The sequence below is a fragment of the Fodinicola feengrottensis genome, assembly GCF_039530045.1.
Classification (GTDB): Bacteria; Actinomycetota; Actinomycetes; order Mycobacteriales; family HKI-0501; genus Fodinicola; species Fodinicola feengrottensis.
Map to the genome: position 1 here is coordinate 445,851 of NZ_BAAANY010000009.1, position 17,970 is coordinate 463,820.

The following is a 17,970-nucleotide window of genomic DNA, read 5'->3' on the forward strand; positions in this document are numbered from 1 at the left end:
GGGGTTGGGCTTTGGTGAGTACGAGCGACTGGGGGGCTTTGGCGAGTGAGCGGCCGTTTGGTTGCGGCTTGGGTTTGGGGGCTTGGGCTGCGGGGTGGGTTTTGGTGATGGATGTTGTCGGGGTTGAGGGCGGTGTGTGCTGGGGGCCCCTGGTTCGGTGTTTGCCGCGGTCGTGAGCGCCTTGGTTAAGGGTGTTTGCTGCGGAGGTGAGTGCCTTGGTTAAGGGTGTTTTCTGTGTGGGTGCGGCGTCTCGTCTACCAGGCACGGGAAACCCCACCCCGACACCAAAGGGCGGTGTCGGGGTGGGGTTTCCCCGTGCTTACTGCCGATCCGCCCGATGTTTCTGGCGCCTTCGGCGCGGGCGCCGTCGACTACGGCTACGAGAGCCGGTCCTCAGACCCTGCAAAACCCGCAGGGTCTGAGGACCGGCGCCCCTGCCGGAGGGGCGACAACATCGGCCTGGCGGCCGATGGCGCCGAACGGGGCTGGGTCCGTCGAAGTGGGCCAACTTGATGGTGAAGGTGGTGGTTTGCGCACGGGGTGGGACGGGTTGGGTTCCGTCTAAGTTGGCCAACTTTCGTGTGAAAGGACGGTCCGGCGCGGGGTGGGGTGCGCGGGGCTCGGTCCTGTCTAAGGGGGGCGTCACGCGTGGGGTGAAGTCTGGCTATCGGACGGAAATGCGGGTATGCGCGGGGGGTTTTGGGTTGGGGGTGGCCTGAAAGTGTCGTTGTGGAGGGAATAAACGTATATAAATGCGCGGAAAAGGGCGGCGAGGTGGAGGTGGTTGGGGTGAGGGGCGCGCGGAGGGGGGCGGGGACCCGCTACCATCCGGTACGGTCAGTCGTTGGACTGGATGGCGAGCTTCGGTGGGAATGGGAGAATACGGCGTGTCGATGACAAAGAAGTCGTCTCGGATGTCGCGTCGCGTGGTTGCCGCGGCGGCCCTCGGCCTGATCGGCGGCGGGACCCTTCTGCTGGGTGGCACTCCGGCGCAGGCTGCGGACAACCCGACCGCGACCGTGAGCGGCGGCTGCCTGACCATCCTGGCGTGCAACATGAAGTTCAGCTCCGCCCAGTTCACCGTCCCGTCCGGTGGCCAGCTGGTGGTCAAGAACTCGATGAACGGCCTGCTGAACGGCCCGGTCACGGTGTCGGTTGGCGACCAGCGCAAGACAATCGGCTCCGGCGGCACCGCCACCTTCAGCTTCAGCCAGTCGGTCGACCAGCAGTCGTATTCGATGAGCGCCGCCAGCGCACTGATCAACAGCGGCGCGGCGTCGCAGGTGATGGTCGCTCCGATGGTGAAGCAGCCGACCCAGCCGAGCACGCCGCCCGCGTCGGCGCCGCCGGCCAGTGGTGGTTCGACTCCAGGCACCGGCAGCACCGGCTCTTCGACTGGCGGTGGCGTCCAGGCGCCTTCGCTGCCCCATGGTGGCGCCCCGCAGGGCCAGCCGCCGGCACTGCTGCCGCCCGGCCTCACCGGTCTGCCGACCAACCCGGCTGCCCGCCCGCTGCAGCAGCCCGCGCTGCCCAACGGTGCCGATGGCAACAGCACCCCGTCCGGAAACGTCGCTGGAGCGGGTTCGACCCCCAACGACCCGACCGCGACCGGTCGCTCCACCAGCGACACTCCTGGCCCGCTGACCCTGCTGGTGCTCGTCGCCGGAGTCGTGGTGGCCGGCGTCGGCTCCGCGGTGATCCGGACCATGATGGGCGCCCGCGGCCGGATGCGCGCTCTCACTCACTAGTCCGGAACACCTCTAGCCGACCGGTTAAACACCCTGCTAGAGCCACTGTTACGATCGTCCGGTTAGCTGTCTGCCTCCTGGTGGACGGCGACCGACGCTAATACCCTCCTGCCGCGGATGGACCGTGGCCGTTGAGACCACAGGAGGTGGGTACGCTGGCGCGTCACTACGAAGTCATGGTCATCCTCGATCCCGAGTTGGACGAGCGCACTGTGGCCCCTTCGCTCGACCAGTTCCTCACCGTCGTCAAGAACGACGGCGGCACCGTGGAGAAGGTCGACATCTGGGGCCGCCGTCGGCTGTCGTACGAGATCAACAAGAAGACCGAAGGCATCTACGCCGTTATCGACCTGCAGTCCGAGCCGGCCGCGGTGGCCGAGCTGGACCGGCAGCTCAACCTGACCGAATCCGTGCTGCGCACCAAGGTGCTCCGGCCGGAACTGCGATAGCTGTCCGCGCGCGGTTTCCGGCGGGGCCGGCAGTGATCGACCGGCGATGCCCGGCCAAACTGTCGTACCCGACAGGGATCGTCGATCGCATCGACGCGAAGACGAGCGCGCGCATGAGGAGGACATGACATGGCAGGCGAAACAGTCATCACCGTCGTCGGGAACCTGACAGAGGACCCCGAGCTGCGGTTCACCCCCAGTGGCGCGGCCGTGGCGAACTTCACCGTCGCGTCCACGCCGCGGATTTTCGACCGGCAGACCAACGAGTGGAAGGACGGCGACGCGCTGTTCCTACGCTGCTCGATCTGGCGTCAGGCGGCCGAAAATGTGGCCGAGTCACTCGGCCGGGGCACCCGGGTCATCGTGCAGGGCCGGCTGAAGCAGCGGTCGTACGAGACGGCCCAGGGTGAGAAGCGCACCGTGGTGGAGTGCGAGGTCGAGGAGATCGGCCCCTCGCTCAAGTACGCGACGACCAAGGTGAGCAAGACCAGTCGGTCCGGTTCGGGTGGTGGGTCGACCGGTGGCTACGGCTCCGGCGGTGGCGGCGGGCAGTCCCGGCCCAGTGGCGGCGGCGACGACCCGTGGGCCTCGGCCACACCGGCGGCGGCTCCGGCCGGTGGCGGTGGCGGCGGCGGTTACTCCGAAGAACCGCCCTTCTAAACAGACAGCTGACTTTTCCCGGTCGCGGGCCAGTCCCGCGGCCGGAGCATGGTGAAAGAGGAACGTATGGCCAAGCCCCCGGTGCGGAAGCCGAAGAAAAAGGCGAATCCGCTCGACAAGGACAAGATTAGTTATATCGACTACAAGGACACGGCTCTGCTGCGGAAGTTCATTTCCGACCGCGGCAAGATCCGGGCCCGCCGGGTCACCGGCGTGACCAGCCAGCAGCAGCGGCAGGTCGCGAAGGCGATCAAGAACGCGCGGGAGATGGCCTTGCTGCCGTACTCCAGCACGGCCCGTTAAGGAAGGGGAGAGACTGTGAAGCTCATCCTCACTTCCGACGTGACCGGTCTTGGTGCGCCCGGCGACATCGTCGAGGTCAAGGACGGCTACGGCCGCAACTACCTGGTTCCCCGCCGGCTCGCGATCTACTGGACCAAGGGCGGCGAGAAGCAGGTCGCCAGCATCAAGCGGGCCCGCGGTGCCCGTGAGGTCCAGGACCTCGGCCACGCCAAGGAGATTCGGGCGCGGCTGGACGGCCTGGACGTCAAGCTGATCGCCCGCGCCGGCAAGGGCGGCCGACTGTTCGGCTCGATCACCTCCGCCGACGTGGTGGACGCGGTCAAGTCGGCCGGCGGCCCGGACCTGGACCGCCGCAAGGTCGAGCTGGCCCGGACTATCAAGGCCACCGGCAAGCACGACGTGCACGTCCGCATTCACCCCGAGGTCGAGACCACCCTGACCCTCGAGGTCGTCGCGGAGTAAGCGACAGTCACACCAGAAACCCGGGCCGCCTGTTGGCAGCCCGGGTTTTCGGCTATGAGAACGGGAAGGAGCCTCATGCTGATCGTGACCACGCCGGAGGTGCCCGGCTACCAGATCCGGATGGTTTTCGGCCCGGTGATGGGCAGATCGGTATATGTGTCCACTGGCATCGCGTCACTCACTAGCAATCGCGCGAAAGCTTTCCAGGACCTGCACCATGACGCGGCGCGATACGGGGCGAATGCGGTCGTGTCGATCCGGTTCGACGCACCGTCCGACGGCCTTGACTGGGTGGTGGGAACCGCGGTCTGGGTGGACCCGGTCAGCGAGGACGCGCGTGCTCAGTACGCGGCGATGGTCGCTGCCCGGAGAGTGCCGTCGCAGGCACCGCCGGCCGGCACCCTGCCGGCGTATTTTGGACCACCCGTCTGACCCGAGTAAGGAACTTGGGCGCGGGACACTAGTGGGCGAGGCTGGACGCGCCCTCGTCCGTACGACCCTCCTGCGGCTGCGGCCGGCCGAATTTCTGGCCCTCCATCAACATCAGGTAAGTCGTTTCGATCTCACCCCACGGCAGCTTCTTCTGCATGTAGTGGATCTCCCAATAACGCTTCACCAGCTCGGTGTGCAGGTACTTGTTGGCCGCGTCCCAGGCGGTCTTGTGGATCTTGTCCTGTTGTTCGCCGGCCTTCTCGTCCATCACCGCGGCCGGCACCGGCAGGCCCTTCGCGTTGTCGCCGCTGATCACCTTCGCCCGCCATTCGGTCCCGCGCTTGAGACCTTCCGCGGTGTACTGGCTGCCGGACAGCTGTTTCCCGGTCGCGCCGGCGACGAAGCCGGCCACCAGCTCGTCCCGGCCCTGGCCGGCGGCGTCGATGGCCTTGGCCTCGTCCGTCCCGTCGTCGATCGTCGCCCAGAAGGCCGCGATAGTGGCCACTCCGACCAGGATCATGCTGCCGGCGATCAGCACCTCGCCGGTGATGACCTCGGCCGCTTCCTCCGCAAGCTTCTCGAAGATCTTCTTGTACTCCGGCTCGATGGAGCCCTTGAGCGTGAGCTTTGGGGTGACCTTGATCTTGGTGCCGTCGGCGGTGGTGTAGTAGCGCTCCTTCATCTTCCAGTCGACGCCGGCCTCGAGATTGAGGAACTTCACCTCCGCGCCTTCTCGCTCCATCAGGTTGAAGGCGAACTTCGGCTCGAAGGTGTCGCCCTCCATGGAGAACTCGATGCCGAGCTTGCCCTTGTCGGCGTTGCCCTCGCCGCCGAGTTTCGCCTTCGGGGTGCAGCCGGCGAAGATCCCGCTGGTTTCCTTCTCGAACTCGGCGGTGACCTCGGCCTGGTATTTGAGCCCTTCGGGGCTGGCCGACGCGCCGGCCGCTGGCTTCAGCTTCGTGCCGCCCTCATGTGGGGCCGCGCCTTCACCGCCGGCGTGTTCCCCGCCAGCGTGTTCCGCGGCCGCGTGCTCGCCACCTTCGTGGGCCGCTGCTTCGCCGCCACCGCTGGAGGGGGTGTATTCCAAGTCGTACGATCCGCCGGCGGCCAGCCCGAATTTGGCATAGCCGGCGTCTTTCTCGCCGATCTTCCAGTCCGGGAGGTTGACGGTGTGCTTGACCGTGGTCGCCTCGACCATGCCTTCGCGCTGCACCTGGGTCGCGGCGCGTTGGACGGCGGGCCGACGCTTGGTGAGCAGGCCCGCGACGGCGGCATTGCCGGCCGTACGTTGCAGCCCCAGGGCCGTACCAGCGAGCCCGACCTCCGGCTGGTCGACGCGGCGATGGGCCGGCGGCCGGTCGGGGCGCGCCGGGGTGACTGGTGGGACGAGCTCCATTGGCGGCCCTTTCGACTGGTGCGACCCAGCGATTTTGCCTCTTGAGAGAGGGCCGTTCGGGGGACCCTCGCGCGATCATCGGGGCAGTCGGGTTTGCCCGGAAAGGCGATGGTCGACGGACCGTCGCAGGCCGCTGACCAGGAGTGTTCTCGGTCGGTAACGAGTCATGAACTCTTGGTTTAACACATACCGATCGCCGAAGAAGCAGGGTTTTAAAGTCGACTGGTCAGTCGAGAGACCGGACGAACTTGGCCGCCTCGGGGTCGCCCATTCCGGTCTCGTCTCGGACGAGCCGGATCGCGTCCGCTTCACGGCCCTGGCGGCGCAGTCCGCGGGCTCGGTCGGCGAGGCTCGGCTGGGCCAGCCCTATCCCGCGCTCGGGTGGGCGGTGCCCGGCAGCGATCGCCTCGGTCAGATACTTGGCGTCCGCCAGCCCGAGGCCGGTGGCCTGCCGGAGCTGCTTGATCGCGAGGACGCGCTTGTTCGCGCCGAGGCTGGCGTAGATCGCGGTAAGCGCGGCCGAGTCGATGGGCAGGTCCTGCAATTCGCGAGCTGGGGGCCGGGCCGACCGGCTGGACTTGCTTGACCTGAGCAGGATCCAGGCGAGCACGAGGACGGCGATCACGCCGATGGCGATGTACAGGCCGGTCATGCTGTCAGCGTACGGACCTGCGCGGTCCGTCCTCGGCGGAACCACCGTCTCCGTCTGGCTTGGTCGCTGCCAGCGCGGCCAGCAGCGCGGCGGTGGCCGGCGGATCCGGCGGCCGGCCGTAAGTGGCGGCGTAGACCTGGCGCCGCTGGCCGGTCTCCTGCACGTACGCGAGCGGTTCGCCGGTGCCCAGGTGGGGATCGTGTGCACCGGCGGTAACGCCAGCCTGGCCGAGCTGCGGGCCGTACTGGCCGAGGACTAGGGCGTGTCTCCTGACCGCCCGGCACCGGCAGCCAACGCTTGGATCTCGGCCCTCATCCACCTGGAATTAGGAGACACGCCCTAGGCCGTTTGCGGCTGGCCCGGCAGCGGCGGCGCGGACGGTCCGCCGAGCGGGCCGGGTGGCACCTGACCGGCCGCCACCATCGCCGCGTACTGGGCGCGAGCGTCGTCGGTGACCGGTTCCACCCAGGCTGCCGTGCCGTACGCGCAGACCTCGTTCCATCGGCCGGCCAGCTCGCCGGTGTCGAACCGCATCGCGAGGATGGCGTTCGCGCCCCGCCGGCGGGCTTCGTAGATCAGCCGGTTCATCGCCTCGTTGCGGCCCTGTAGGACCAGGTTGGTCATCTCCGGGACCTCGCCACCGCCGATGGACCGGAATCCGGCGGTGAAGCTGGTGCCGGCGTTCAGGCTGCGTACGGTCACGCCGAACACCTCCCCCAGCACCCGGGTGATGGTGAAGCCGGGAAGGTCATTGGTTGTCACGATGAGCATCGCGGTTACCTGTCTGTCGGTGTTGCCCAGAGCGTATCGATCCGCCTCAACCGGCTCGGTGGCGGCGGCCACGGCGTGGAAATCTTTCTTCTGTCCCCAGGCCGTGGATCTTGTTTGACCTGCCCAGGGCGTGTCTGTTCGCGATCATTCACAGGTTGTCCACAATCAGGCACACACGCTGTACACAGGCTGGTGGGTAGTTGTCCACAGGCTGCCCACCGAATGCTCCACAGGGCGGTTCGCTCCACGGCTGCGTACCCCGTAACGTCGGCGGCTCCGCCTCATCCAGCCGGAGAGGTGCCGGTCCACGCTTCGCGGCCAGCGGCCATTCTCGTACGTATGTACGATAGAATTATCGTGTCCGCGACCCGGTCGCCTCGGTGACCTCGGTGGCCTCGCGCCCGGCTGGGAGAGCGGGCGAGCGGCCAGTCGCTCGTGTGGTTTCGGGCGTGTCATCGGGGATTTGCAAGGGGTAAGGAGCATCCGAGTGTCGGTGCAGGCGGCGGCTCCAGCCGGACGGTCCGATGACGAGCGGCCGCAGCTGTCCTCGCAGATGCCCGGGGTGCCGGAGTTCGACCGGACCCCGCCGCAGGACGTGGCCGCCGAGCAGAGCGTGCTGGGCGGCATGCTGCTCAGCAAGGACGCCATCGCGGACGTCATCGAGATCCTGCGCGACAACGACTTCTACCGGCCGGCGCACGCGATCATCTTCGAGATCATCCTCGACCTGTACGGCCGCGGTGAGCCGGCTGACCCGATCACCGTCTCGGCCGCGCTGACCGAGTCCGGTGAGCTGACCCGGATCGGCGGGGTTGGCTACCTGCACACTCTGATCTCCAGCGTGCCGACCGCGGCCAACGCCGGTTACTACGCTCGGATCGTGGCCGAGCGGGCGGTGCTGCGCCGGCTGATCGAGGCCGGCACCCGAATCGCCCAGCTGGGCTACTCCGGCACCGTCGGCTCCGGCCGGGACGTCGACGACGTGGTGGACCTGGCCCAGCAGGCCGTCTACGAGGTGACCGAGCGGCGTACCTCCGAGGACTACACGGTCCTGGAGGAGTTGCTGCAACCTGCGATGGACGAGATCGAGGCCATCGGCGCGCATGGCGACGTGATGAGCGGCGTGCCGACCGGTTTCGTCGACCTGGACCGCCTCACCAACGGCTTCCACCCCGGCCAGCTCATCATCGTCGCCGGCCGGCCGGGTTTGGGTAAGTCGACAGCTGGCCTTGACTGGGTCAGATCTTGCTCAGTGCGCAATCACTTGACCTCGTGCATCTTCTCGCTGGAGATGTCCAAGATCGAGATCGTGATGCGGCTGCTGTCCGCGGAGGCCCGGGTGCCGCTGCACAACCTGCGGTCCGGCCAGCTCTCCGAGGACGACTGGACCAAGCTGGCCCGGCAGATGGGCGAGATCTCCGAAGCGCCGCTCTACATCGACGACTCGCCGAACATGACGTTGATGGAGATCCGGGCCAAGGCCCGCCGCCTCAAACAGCGCCATGACCTGAGGTTCATCCTGGTCGACTATCTGCAGCTGATGAGCTCGCCCAAACGGGTGGAGAGCCGGCAGCAGGAGGTTTCCGAGCTGTCCCGTGGCCTGAAGCTGATGGCTAAGGAGCTGGAGGTCCCGGTCATCGCGGTCTCGCAGCTGAACCGTGGTCCGGAGCAGCGTACGGACAAACGCCCTCAGCTGTCCGACCTGCGTGAGTCCGGCTGCCTGCCGGCCGGCACCCGGGTGATGCGGGCGGACACCGGTGCCGAGATCACCATCGGCGAGCTGATGGCCAGTGGTCAGAAGAACATTCCGGTGTGGGCGCTGGACCCGTCGCTGCGATATGTGCCGCGGACGATGACCCACGCCTTCTCCAGCGGTGTGAAGGAGACGTACGAGCTGCGGCTGGCTTCTGGCCGCGAGGTGCTGGCGACCGCGAACCACCCGTTCCTGAGCTATGGCGGTTGGCGGGCGCTCGGCGACCTGGCCCCCGGGATGCGGGTCGGCGTGCCTCGGCACGTGCCAGCGCCATTGCGGACCCAGGCGTGGGCAGAGCCGGAGCTGCTGATGCTGGCGCATCTGATCGGCGACGGCACGTTCCTGCGCGGCCAGCCGATCCGGTATGCCAGCGTCGACCCGGCCAACCGGGCGGTGGTCACCAGGGCGGCACGGCATTTCGGCAGCGCCGTGGTCACCGAGGACCATCCGGCGGCTCGCCGGGTCACCGTGCGGCTGTCGGCGCCGGACCGGTTGCGGCGCGGGCTGCCCAACCCGGTGGCCAGCTGGCTCGATCAGCTCGGCCTGTTCGGCGTACGGGGCGATCGCAAGTTCCTGCCGGACACCATGTTCGCACTGCCCAAGGCGCAGGTCGCGGTTTTCCTCCGACATTTGTGGGCGACCGACGGCTGCGTCTGGTGGGACGACCGGACCGGCCAGGCGAGCGTCTACTTCGGCACTCCGAGCCGGCGGCTGGCGGACGACGTGGCGCGGCTGTTGCTGCGATATGGCGTGCGTACGAGCATCCGAAAGGCGATGGTCAAGCCGATCGCCAAGCCCGGTTACCGGGTCAGCTATCACGTGGTGATCGGTGACCCCGACGATCAGCTGCGGTTCCTGCGCGGCATCGGGGTGTTCGGCGCTCGCTCGGCCGAAGCCGATCGGTGCCGCCGCGAGCTGGCGGCACGAGCTGTCGCTGCCCGCCCGGACACCGGGCCAGCGCAGGTCTGGGATCGCGTGCGAGGCCTGCTGGACGAGCGTTCCGGCGGCAATGATCTGACCGGCAACGATCTGACCGGCGGCACGGACACCAAGGTCCGCCAGAAAGTGTGGACACACGGCCCGAGCAGTCAGCGGCTGCGTGAGGTCGCCGCCGCGCTGGATGACGCCGGGTTGGAGATGCTCGCGACCAACGACATCTATTGGGACGAGATCGTGTCGATCACCAGCGTCGGCGACCAGCCGGTGTTCGACGCGACCGTGCTCGACGGGCACAACTTCATCGCCGACGGGGTGGCCGTGCACAACTCCATCGAGCAGGACGCGGACATGGTGATCCTGCTGCACCGCGACGACTACTACGAGAAGGAGTCGCCGCGAGCCGGCGAGGCCGACTTCATCGTGGCCAAACACCGTAACGGCCCGACCGACACCATCACGGTCGCGTTCCAGGGCCACTTCAGCCGTTTCGTGGACATGTCCACTGGCGGCTGACCAGTGCGAACGGCGCCGGTTCGGGATCTCTCGAACCGGCGTTGCGGGGCGCCCCGGAGACCGGACAAGCGACCCGATTCCGGGCGTAAGCGCGACACGCCCAAGGCCGAAAACCAGCTGACATGACAGCAGGTCGGCTGTCCGCCACTGCCGGGTGAGACATAGCCGCAGGTCACGCAGTGTCATGGGACGATTCAAGTCGTACGGCCGAAATGTCTGCTTCTCGACGCCACGCCCGACACGCGCGGATCTGGGTTGTATTCGGGTGATCTTCGGGATACGTTCCGACGCATCGTCAGCACAGGGAGTCATGTGGACAGCGTGGTCGCACTGGATCAGAGCCGTGCCGGCTCCGTTCTGGGCTGCCCCTCTGCAGCACTCCTGCGCCGTCTTGGCCTGCTGATCGGTCTCGCGGTCGGCGGCTGGATCGCGCTGGCACTGCTCACCTCGGTCGCGGCGCATGCCGCGTCGACCGATCCAGGCAACGCTCGTACGGACGTGCTCACCGCCTCCAGCCGCGCCGCCACTGGCGCGGACCCGGCGGCCGCGCCGATCACTGGCCTTAGCCAGACCCTGAATGCACCCGCCACCACCGACACCGCCCCGGCCACCGACGTGGTGTCGCAGGCCAGTGCTCCGGTGGCCGGCACCATCGAGCGGCCGCTGACCGCGGTCGCGGCCACCGTTGGCAGCGTTGTCGAGCCGATCGGCTCAGCCGTACGACTGGTCACCGACGCCCTTCCGGCGCTTGGCCTCGGGTCTTCCCGGCTGGTCGCCGCGGTGCACGTCACCGCTCGTACGAGCGGCTTCGCCCAGACGGTCGCGACGACCGTCCCGCGGCATCCCGCCGGCCTTCCGGCGATCATCAAACTGGTCCGTCCGCACTCGGTGGGCACCGCGCCCATCGCACTGCCGCGGCACCCGGTCCCGGCCGGCACCGCCGGTCTCCCGGACCTCGCCTCCGCTCCTGCTGGCACCGCGCACGTCGCGGGCGGCTCGGCCGCCGCGGCGATCCCGGCCGCACGGGTGACCGTGCCGGCCCCCACCGGCCTGGCGGCGACCCGCCCGGCCGGTTCCTGGCGAGTGCGTAACACCGCGCTCGACCCGTCGGTCTCGCCCGACTAGCTCCGCCCTCTCACAAAACGCGATCTCCCAACTGATCGTCGCCGCCGCACGGGCGTGGGTGCGGCACGTCTTGGGGTCGCATTCCGGTCAAGAAGTTCTTCCGGTCCAAGACACAGTGAGAGAAGGGTTCAGCACTCCATGAACAAGTGGGTACGTCGATCGCTCGAAGCGGCGATTCTGACTGCCGGATTTGTTGTGGTGGGCGCCGGAGCCGCGCACGCGTCCGAACTGGGCGCGAGCGGGCATGACGGCACAGCGAGTGGTCCCTCCGTGCAGCAGCAGGTTTCACCTGTCGCGCTCGGTGGTTTGACCGACTCCATCGCCCCAGCCACCGATCTGGTCAGCAACACTGTTCACGTGGTCGCTCCGCAGGGGCAGGTGACGCCGATGCGTCACACCCAGCCGAGCACGCACGCCACTACTCCCCACCACGCCAAGCCCGCCGCGGCGACCACCGCGCCGAGCAACAGCCAGTACGTCCCGCCAGCAGCGCAGGACGCCATCTCGCGGGCCGGCCAGCCGGTCCCGATCAGCGCGCCGGCGCCGGCCAACCCGATCTCCGGGCTCGCCGGGTCGCCGCTGGGCGGCCTGCCGATCAACAGCCTGCCGGTCCGCGGACCGCTGGGCGTTCTTCGCCCGCAGGACCTGCCGCTCGTCTCGACGGTCGTCCCAACCGACTCCGGCATGCTGGTGCCGGTTCAGGGCGTACTGCTGAGCAACGGCACCAGCCCGCTGGGCCTGCCGCTCGGAGCGCTGCCAGCGCTGCCGACCGGGCTGCCCACGCTCCCCGCCGGCCTCCCGACGGACGCTCTTCCGGCGCTCCCGACCGGTCTGCCGACGGGCGCGCTGCCGGCGCTGCCGATCGGCGCCCTGCCGACCGGTGCGCTGACCACCGGCGGGATCCCGGCGCTGCCGGTGGCTGGCCTGGCTGCGCTGCCGCTCGCTGGCATGGCGCTGCCGACCGGCCTGCCGACCGCGGCCGTCCCGTCGCTGCCCAGCGGTGGACTGCCCTTCCTGTCGGGTATGCCGGTCGCGCTGCCAGCGCTGCCGATGAACCCGCTGGCAATGCTGCCGGTGTCCGCCCTGCCGGCGTTGCCGACTGGGACCGGCGTGGTGCCCAACCTGCCGCTGCCGACCGGGATGCCGATGCACACCCAGTCCGCGCCGGCCGGTCTGGGCCTGCCGACCACCGGCCTCCCGGTCTCCAGCCTGCCGGCTCTGCCCGCGGTGCCCGGCCTGCCGGGTCTGCCGGGCCTGTCCGGAATGCCGGGCGTGGCCGGGCTGGACGCTCTCGGGAGCGCCCCGACGCCGACTCAGCTCACTGGTGGCATCACCAGCATTGGCTCCAAGGCTCCGGAGCTGGCCCAGGGCATCCAGTACGTGCAGACCCAGAACGCGCACCCGGTGAAGGCACGGGACGGTCAGCTGATCGCCCCCGGGACCGGCGGCCTGCCGGTTGGCCTGGCCGTGGGCAGCGGGGTCATGGACGCCGCTAACCACGTGGACGGTGGCATCCCCGGCATGCTCGGGATGCTCAGTGGGTACGTCGTAGTACCGACCCAGACCGGTCACGAGATCGAGATCATCGACGCTGGCACCTCGCCTGACGCGTACGTGGGCGGACACCCGTCCTCGGGCGTACTGGGCGACTGGAACACCCCGCTGCACGCCACCGCGCTCGCCATCGACTCCGGTCGTGGCGTCCAGCAAGGTGCCGTCACGCAGGGCACGACCACCGACGGCGGCACCCGGCTGTTCGGCGCGTGGAACGTTCCGCTGGCCGCCAACGCGGGCACCATCGACGCCGGCAACGACGTGCAGAACAGCAACGTCACGCAGGGCGAAGGCGGCGGCTCCGGCGTCTTCGGCGTGGTGAACTCGCCGATCTCGGCGAACGGGCTGGCGCTGCACAGCGGCAACCACGCCCAGAACGGTGACGTGACCCAGGTCGCCGGCACCGACGCCAAGGGCTCCTCGTACCGGCTGATCGACGGCTGGAACGTGCCGCTGAACGGCCAGGGCATCACGGTCGACAACGGCAACGTCACGCAGAACGGCACCGTCGACCAGAGCCTCGCCGACTACAGCACCGGGTCGATCCTGACCGGTGGTGGCGACGTGAACCTGCCGGCCAACGCCAGCGGGATGTCCTTCGACTCGCACAACGTCACCCAGAACGGTGACGTCAAGCAGAGCGACATCCTCACCTCGTCCAACTCGATCGTCACGCTCGTCGACAACGCGAACACCCCGGTCACCGGCTCCGGCCAGGCCGGCGACATCGCGAACGTCGCGCAGAACGGCGACGTGACCCAGCAGAACACCACGTCGTCCGCGCCGAACGCGAACGGCTCGGTTGTCACCGGCGCCCGCAACTGGCGGATCCCGGTGGACGGCGCCGGCCAGGCCGGCGTGGTCGGCAACGGGTCGCAGAACGGCGACGTGTGGCAGACGGACAAGGCCACCGGCGGAACCGGCTCGGCCGTCTCCGTGGTGGACAACGCGATCCTCGAAGGCGCTGGCGCGGGCCAGGCCGGAGTCGTCGCGAACGGCGTCCAGAACGGCAACGTCAAGCAGTGGAACGGCACTGACAGCGCCGCGATGCCGATGTCGGCCGGCGGCAGTGGCCCGTCCGGTGGCAGCGGCCCGTGGATGCCGGGTGGCAGCGGTGGCTCCACCGTCACCGGTGCCAAGAACCTGATCCTGGAGGTCTCCGGCGCGGGTCAGGCCGGCGACATCGCCAACGGCGCGCAGAACGGTGACCGCAGCCAGCGGGACACCACCTGCGACGGCAGCGGCTCGGTGCTCAGCATCGCCGACAACGCGCTCGTCCACGGTGACGGCGCGGGTCAGGCCGGCGTGGTCGGCAACGGCGCGCAGAACGGCGACGTCAAGCAGACGAACCACTCCACCGCTGAGGGGTCGACCGGGCCGGCAGGCGCGGCCGGGTGGGGCTCGTTCGTGCAGGGCTTCCGGAACTTCGACGGACGCGTGGACGGCGCGGGCCAGGCCGGCGACATCGGCAACGGCTCGCAGAACATGACCGTCGGGCAGAGCGACGAGCAGCACGGACCGGGCTCGTTCATCAGCGCGGCGGACAACGCCAACCTGCTCGGCGTCGGTGCCGGCCAGGCCGGCATCATCGGCAACGGCGTCCAGAACGGCGGCCTGAAGCAGCACAACGAGTCGGGCCACGGCGCTACCGCCAAGGCCGGCGACGCGTACGGCTGGGGCTCGGCCGTGCAGGTCTTCCGCAACATCAACCTGCTCGCCGCGGGTGCCGGCCAGGCCGGCGACATCGCCAACGGCGCGCAGAACCAGTACGTCTCGCAGAGCGACGTGGCCGAGAACCCGGGCTCCTTCATCGGTGCCGCCGACAACGCGAACCTGGCCGCCGACGGCGCTGGCCAGGCCGGTGTGGTCGGCAACGGCTCGCAGAACGGCACGGTCAAGCAGCAGAACGCCGGTGGACCCGGTCAGCTGCACGGCTGGCAGTCGTACGGCTGGGGATCGGCGATCTCGCTGTTCCGCAACGTCAACCTGCCGATCATCGGTCAGGGCGACGGTGGCGTGACCGGCAACGGCTCGCAGAACTCCAATGTGAGCCAGCTGGCCGCGGCGGACAACCCCGGCTCGGTCGTCCGGGTCGCGGACAACGCTCGTACGCCAGTGGTTGGCCAGGGCGTCGGCGGCCTGCAGGGCAACGGTGCCCAGAACGGCAGCTCGTCGCAGGTCTACACCGCTGATGGCGGGCTGCTGACCGCGGACGGCAAGTCGTCCGGCTTCGGCTCCGCGCTGCGGGCGTTCGGGAACTGGGAAGTTCCGCTGAACGGCTCCGGCGTCGCGATCGAGGGCGGCAACGGCTCGCAGAACGCGAACGACACCCAGGTCGACGCTCCCACCGTGAACGGCGCGAGCCTCGGGCTGACCGACAACGCCAACGCGCCGATCGACGGCCAGGGCGTGGCCCTGTTCAACGGTGACGGCTCGCAGAACGGCAACGCCACCCAGGCGCATGTCGGCGACGGCGGGTACGGCCTGGACAGCACCCTGATCGGGCACAACGTCCGTACCCCGATCGACGCCGCTGGCGTCGCGGGCGCCACCGGGCATGGTTCGCAGAACGGCAACAGCGACGCGGTGAACGTCGGCAACGGTGCCAACGACACCAAGCTCGCCGGCAACTGGGACCTGCCGATCGACGGCAACGGGCTGATGATCCTCACCGGGAACGGCGTCCAGAATGTGGACACCTCCTTCGTGAACTCGGACCCGACGACCAACCACAGCGGGTTCCCGGGCTTCAAGCTGGACGAGAACTCGCACGACTGGTTCATCGGTGATGGCATCACGTTCCTGCACCAGGACCCGACTCCCGGGCACGCCGCCCAGGCGACCGGCCTGCCGGGCATCGGCGGCGCGCCGCTGATCCCGTCGCTGCCGGACGTGCCTTCGCTGAACGGCACCACGTCGGACGCTCCGGCTGGCAGCTCGGACGTCACTCCCACCAGCGGCCTTGGCGCCCTGCCGGCACTGCCCACCACGGGCGCCCTGCCGGCACTGCCGACCACGGGCACGCTGCCGGGCCTGGGCACCTTGCCGGCGATGCCGGCGCTGCCCGTCCTCGGTGGATAACTGAATAAGTACGGCTAGAAAACAGCAGGACCCGGGCAACGTCGCCCGGGTCCTGTTGTCTTTGTTCGTACGGGATTTGTACGAGGAAATCCTGAATCCAGGCGAGCGGGCCGTTTGGCGTGGGCCGACTCCAGCGGCCTCGACTGCGGGGTGGGAGCGGGTTGAACAGCGTCACTGCCGCGTACGGGCGTACGGATAGGTCGGTACGTTGGGGGCATGTCGACTACGCCGGGTGAGGGCCAGCCGAAGCGGGCCACGGGTGCGGTGCGCAACGCCACCGTCTTCGCGTCCGAGTTCGTTCACAACTTCCACACCACCGGCGCGATCGCGCCCAGCGGGAAGACGTTGGCGCGGGCGCTGAGCAGGCATCTGCACACCTGCCCGGCGGACGGGCCGCGGCGGCTGCTGGAGGTGGGGCCGGGGACCGGGGCGGTCACTCGGCAGATCGCGTTGCGGATGCGGCCCGGCGACACGCTCGATCTGGTGGAGGCGAACCCGCGGTTCGTGGACTGGATGACCGAGCTGTTGAAGACCGACCCGCAACTACGGCGAGTAGCGGACAGGGTCCGCATCCTGCCCGGCCTGGTGCAGGATGTTGATCTTCCGGATGGCTATCACGCGGCCGTCTCCGGACTGCCTTTCACCAACTTCGACGCCGAGACCGTTTCCGGCATTCTCGACATTCTTCTCAAGGCGCTGCAGCCGCAGGCAAGACTGTCATTCTTCACGTACGCAGCGTTGCGACGGCTGAAACTCCTGACGAGCCGCGAGCCCGAGTACGTCCGGATGGTGCGGGTCGAAGCAGTGGTGGCAGATCGTATGGAAAGCCACCAAACGGACCGCGAGTTCGTTCTGAGCAACCTCCCGCCGGCGTGGGTCTATCACCTTCGCGCATAATTTTCCGTTTCGGCGGAATGCCCTTATTTAGGGCGATTCAAACTGGCGTAATTCGGTCATCTCTGACACGCTTACGGCGGATTCGCTGGACGCGACACTCCCGGGCTTACCCGGCGTGTTTGGCGGGTCACCCGTGCCCTTGATAGCTTCCTCGTGCACTCACAGGGAGTGAGTCCAGAGGCACTACTGGTTAAGCGATCGGGGCGTGCGTGATCCACGGCAACGGAGCCACCGGCATCGAAAGTGATGCCAGCGTGCCCGCTATGCCCCGATCAATCCGCATAGTGCTCCAGCTGTCGCTGCTCGCCGCTCTCGCGGTCTGTGCGTGGTTGTTCGCGGGTGCTACCGCGGCTCAGGCCAGTACGACCGATGCGCCGATCGACACCACCCGGGCCAGTCAAACTGGTCTGACACCTGACCAGAATGTGACTGTCAGTCAGGCGGTCGACGCGGTGAAACGCGCCGAGCGGGCGCATCAGGCCGCGTTGGCCGAGCATCGGTCGGCGCTGCACCTTCGGCCGGTCCCCGCGACGCCGACGGACCGGCCGGTCTCGGCCGCCCGTACGGTCGCCACCCGGGTCACCGCGGCGGTGGTGCACGACATCGACCGGTCCGTCGTACGGCCAACCGGTCAGCTGATCGACGCGGTGTTGGGTCCCAAGTCCGCGATCGGCCGTTCGCCGATCACTGGACCGATCGTCCACCTGCTGCCCGGGCTCGGGGTTCGCAAGCCCACCCTGCCGTTGCCCGGCCAGGGACCGCTCGGCTGGCCGCCGCCACCGTTGGGCGGCATCCTGCCGCCGCCGGTGACCGCGGCGCCCGCTGCCCCGATCGCGGTCCGGCCGCCGGCCGCCCTCGCGCCCGGAGCACGGTCCGAGTGGGCCACCGAGATCCAACGCAAAGCAGCGCACCAGTCGGGGCACGGCAAGTCGTACCCAACGCTGCACACGCTGTCCACCGGCAATCTCCCGGCCGCGCCGTTCTGGCCCGGTGGGAAGTCGGACGAACTGCCCTGCGCCGTGATCAGCGGCGTGGGCCCGGCGGGATTCTCCGTCCCGACCGGAATCGCGACCAGCGCCGGCGGTGTCCCGCCGGCTGACCTGGTCCCGGCCAGGGTCGGCGCCCAGGCGCTCACCCTGCCGTTGCCGAGCGGCTCCAAGAAGCCGTCGGTTTCGCCGGACTAACGGCGGCATCCAGAACGTAGTGGCGACGCAGGGACGCGTACGCCCTGAGCA

The 17,970-nt window shown here is 68.8% G+C and carries 15 protein-coding genes; 12 read left to right on the forward strand and 3 right to left on the reverse strand.

Features of this window, described 5'->3' with window-relative positions:
- Nucleotides 1–914 precede the first annotated feature (914 nt).
- The 6 genes from ABD301_RS14630 to ABD301_RS14655 all read left to right on the forward strand — a co-directional run bounded on the left by ABD301_RS14630 (nucleotide 915) and on the right by ABD301_RS14655 (nucleotide 4,054).
- Nucleotides 915–1,748, forward strand: coding sequence for a hypothetical protein (locus ABD301_RS14630; RefSeq protein ID WP_344310681.1), 834 nt, complete (start codon nucleotides 915–917; stop codon nucleotides 1,746–1,748).
- 155 nt (nucleotides 1,749–1,903) lie between these two features.
- Nucleotides 1,904–2,197, forward strand: a complete 294-nt coding sequence (gene rpsF, locus ABD301_RS14635) for a 30S ribosomal protein S6 (RefSeq protein ID WP_279579933.1) — start codon at nucleotides 1,904–1,906, stop codon at nucleotides 2,195–2,197.
- A gap of 129 nt (nucleotides 2,198–2,326) precedes the next feature.
- Nucleotides 2,327–2,857, forward strand: a complete 531-nt coding sequence (locus tag ABD301_RS14640; RefSeq protein WP_163567874.1) for a single-stranded DNA-binding protein — start codon at nucleotides 2,327–2,329, stop codon at nucleotides 2,855–2,857.
- A 48-nt stretch (nucleotides 2,858–2,905) separates the two neighbouring features.
- On the forward strand, nucleotides 2,906–3,160 hold the full coding sequence (gene rpsR, locus ABD301_RS14645; protein ID WP_425551939.1) for a 30S ribosomal protein S18: 255 nt from the start codon (nucleotides 2,906–2,908) through the stop codon (nucleotides 3,158–3,160).
- Between the two features lie 15 nt (nucleotides 3,161–3,175).
- On the forward strand, nucleotides 3,176–3,622 hold the full coding sequence (gene rplI, locus ABD301_RS14650; RefSeq protein WP_344310684.1) for a 50S ribosomal protein L9: 447 nt from the start codon (nucleotides 3,176–3,178) through the stop codon (nucleotides 3,620–3,622).
- A gap of 75 nt (nucleotides 3,623–3,697) precedes the next feature.
- Nucleotides 3,698–4,054, forward strand: a complete 357-nt coding sequence (locus ABD301_RS14655; protein WP_344310686.1) for a heavy metal-binding domain-containing protein — start codon at nucleotides 3,698–3,700, stop codon at nucleotides 4,052–4,054.
- Between the two features lie 28 nt (nucleotides 4,055–4,082).
- Here ABD301_RS14655 and ABD301_RS14660 read toward each other — a convergent pair whose 3' ends face one another.
- Nucleotides 4,083–5,450: a hypothetical protein gene (locus ABD301_RS14660; RefSeq protein ID WP_344310688.1), complete on the reverse strand. Its 1,368-nt coding sequence runs from the start codon at nucleotides 5,448–5,450 to the stop codon at nucleotides 4,083–4,085.
- Nucleotides 5,451–5,676: 226 nt separating this feature from the next.
- Nucleotides 5,677–6,102 (reverse strand): ribosomal protein L7/L12, encoded by a 426-nt coding sequence (locus ABD301_RS14665; RefSeq protein WP_163567871.1) that lies wholly within the window; start codon nucleotides 6,100–6,102, stop codon nucleotides 5,677–5,679.
- Here ABD301_RS14665 and ABD301_RS14670 point away from each other — a divergent pair.
- Nucleotides 6,101–6,361 (forward strand): hypothetical protein, encoded by a 261-nt coding sequence (locus ABD301_RS14670; protein WP_163567870.1) that lies wholly within the window; start codon nucleotides 6,101–6,103, stop codon nucleotides 6,359–6,361. The two genes, ABD301_RS14665 and ABD301_RS14670, sit on opposite strands and share 2 nt — an antisense overlap.
- Nucleotides 6,362–6,441: 80 nt before the next feature.
- On the opposite strand, the gene ABD301_RS14675 is transcribed toward ABD301_RS14670, so the two are convergent.
- Nucleotides 6,442–6,873 carry a YbjQ family protein gene (locus tag ABD301_RS14675; protein WP_163567869.1) on the reverse strand — a complete coding sequence of 144 codons (432 nt, stop codon included), beginning with the start codon at nucleotides 6,871–6,873 and terminating at the stop codon, nucleotides 6,442–6,444.
- Between the two features lie 553 nt (nucleotides 6,874–7,426).
- Here ABD301_RS14675 and ABD301_RS14680 point away from each other — a divergent pair.
- The 5 genes from ABD301_RS14680 to ABD301_RS14700 all read left to right on the forward strand — a co-directional run bounded on the left by ABD301_RS14680 (nucleotide 7,427) and on the right by ABD301_RS14700 (nucleotide 17,919).
- The gene (locus ABD301_RS14680; protein ID WP_344311136.1) at nucleotides 7,427–10,078 is read left to right on the forward strand and encodes a replicative DNA helicase; all 2,652 of its coding nucleotides are present in this window, start codon (nucleotides 7,427–7,429) and stop codon (nucleotides 10,076–10,078) included.
- Nucleotides 10,079–10,399: 321 nt separating this feature from the next.
- On the forward strand, nucleotides 10,400–11,203 hold the full coding sequence (locus tag ABD301_RS14685) for a hypothetical protein (RefSeq protein ID WP_344310691.1): 804 nt from the start codon (nucleotides 10,400–10,402) through the stop codon (nucleotides 11,201–11,203).
- 138 nt (nucleotides 11,204–11,341) lie between these two features.
- Entirely contained in the window at nucleotides 11,342–15,838 is a 4,497-nt protein-coding gene (locus tag ABD301_RS14690) for a beta strand repeat-containing protein (RefSeq protein WP_344310693.1), read from the forward strand.
- Nucleotides 15,839–16,054: 216 nt separating this feature from the next.
- Nucleotides 16,055–16,735, forward strand: coding sequence for a class I SAM-dependent methyltransferase (locus tag ABD301_RS14695; RefSeq protein WP_344310695.1), 681 nt, complete (start codon nucleotides 16,055–16,057; stop codon nucleotides 16,733–16,735).
- A gap of 263 nt (nucleotides 16,736–16,998) precedes the next feature.
- Nucleotides 16,999–17,919 carry a hypothetical protein gene (locus ABD301_RS14700; RefSeq protein ID WP_344310697.1) on the forward strand — a complete coding sequence of 307 codons (921 nt, stop codon included), beginning with the start codon at nucleotides 16,999–17,001 and terminating at the stop codon, nucleotides 17,917–17,919.
- The last annotated feature ends 51 nt before the right edge of the window (nucleotides 17,920–17,970 follow it).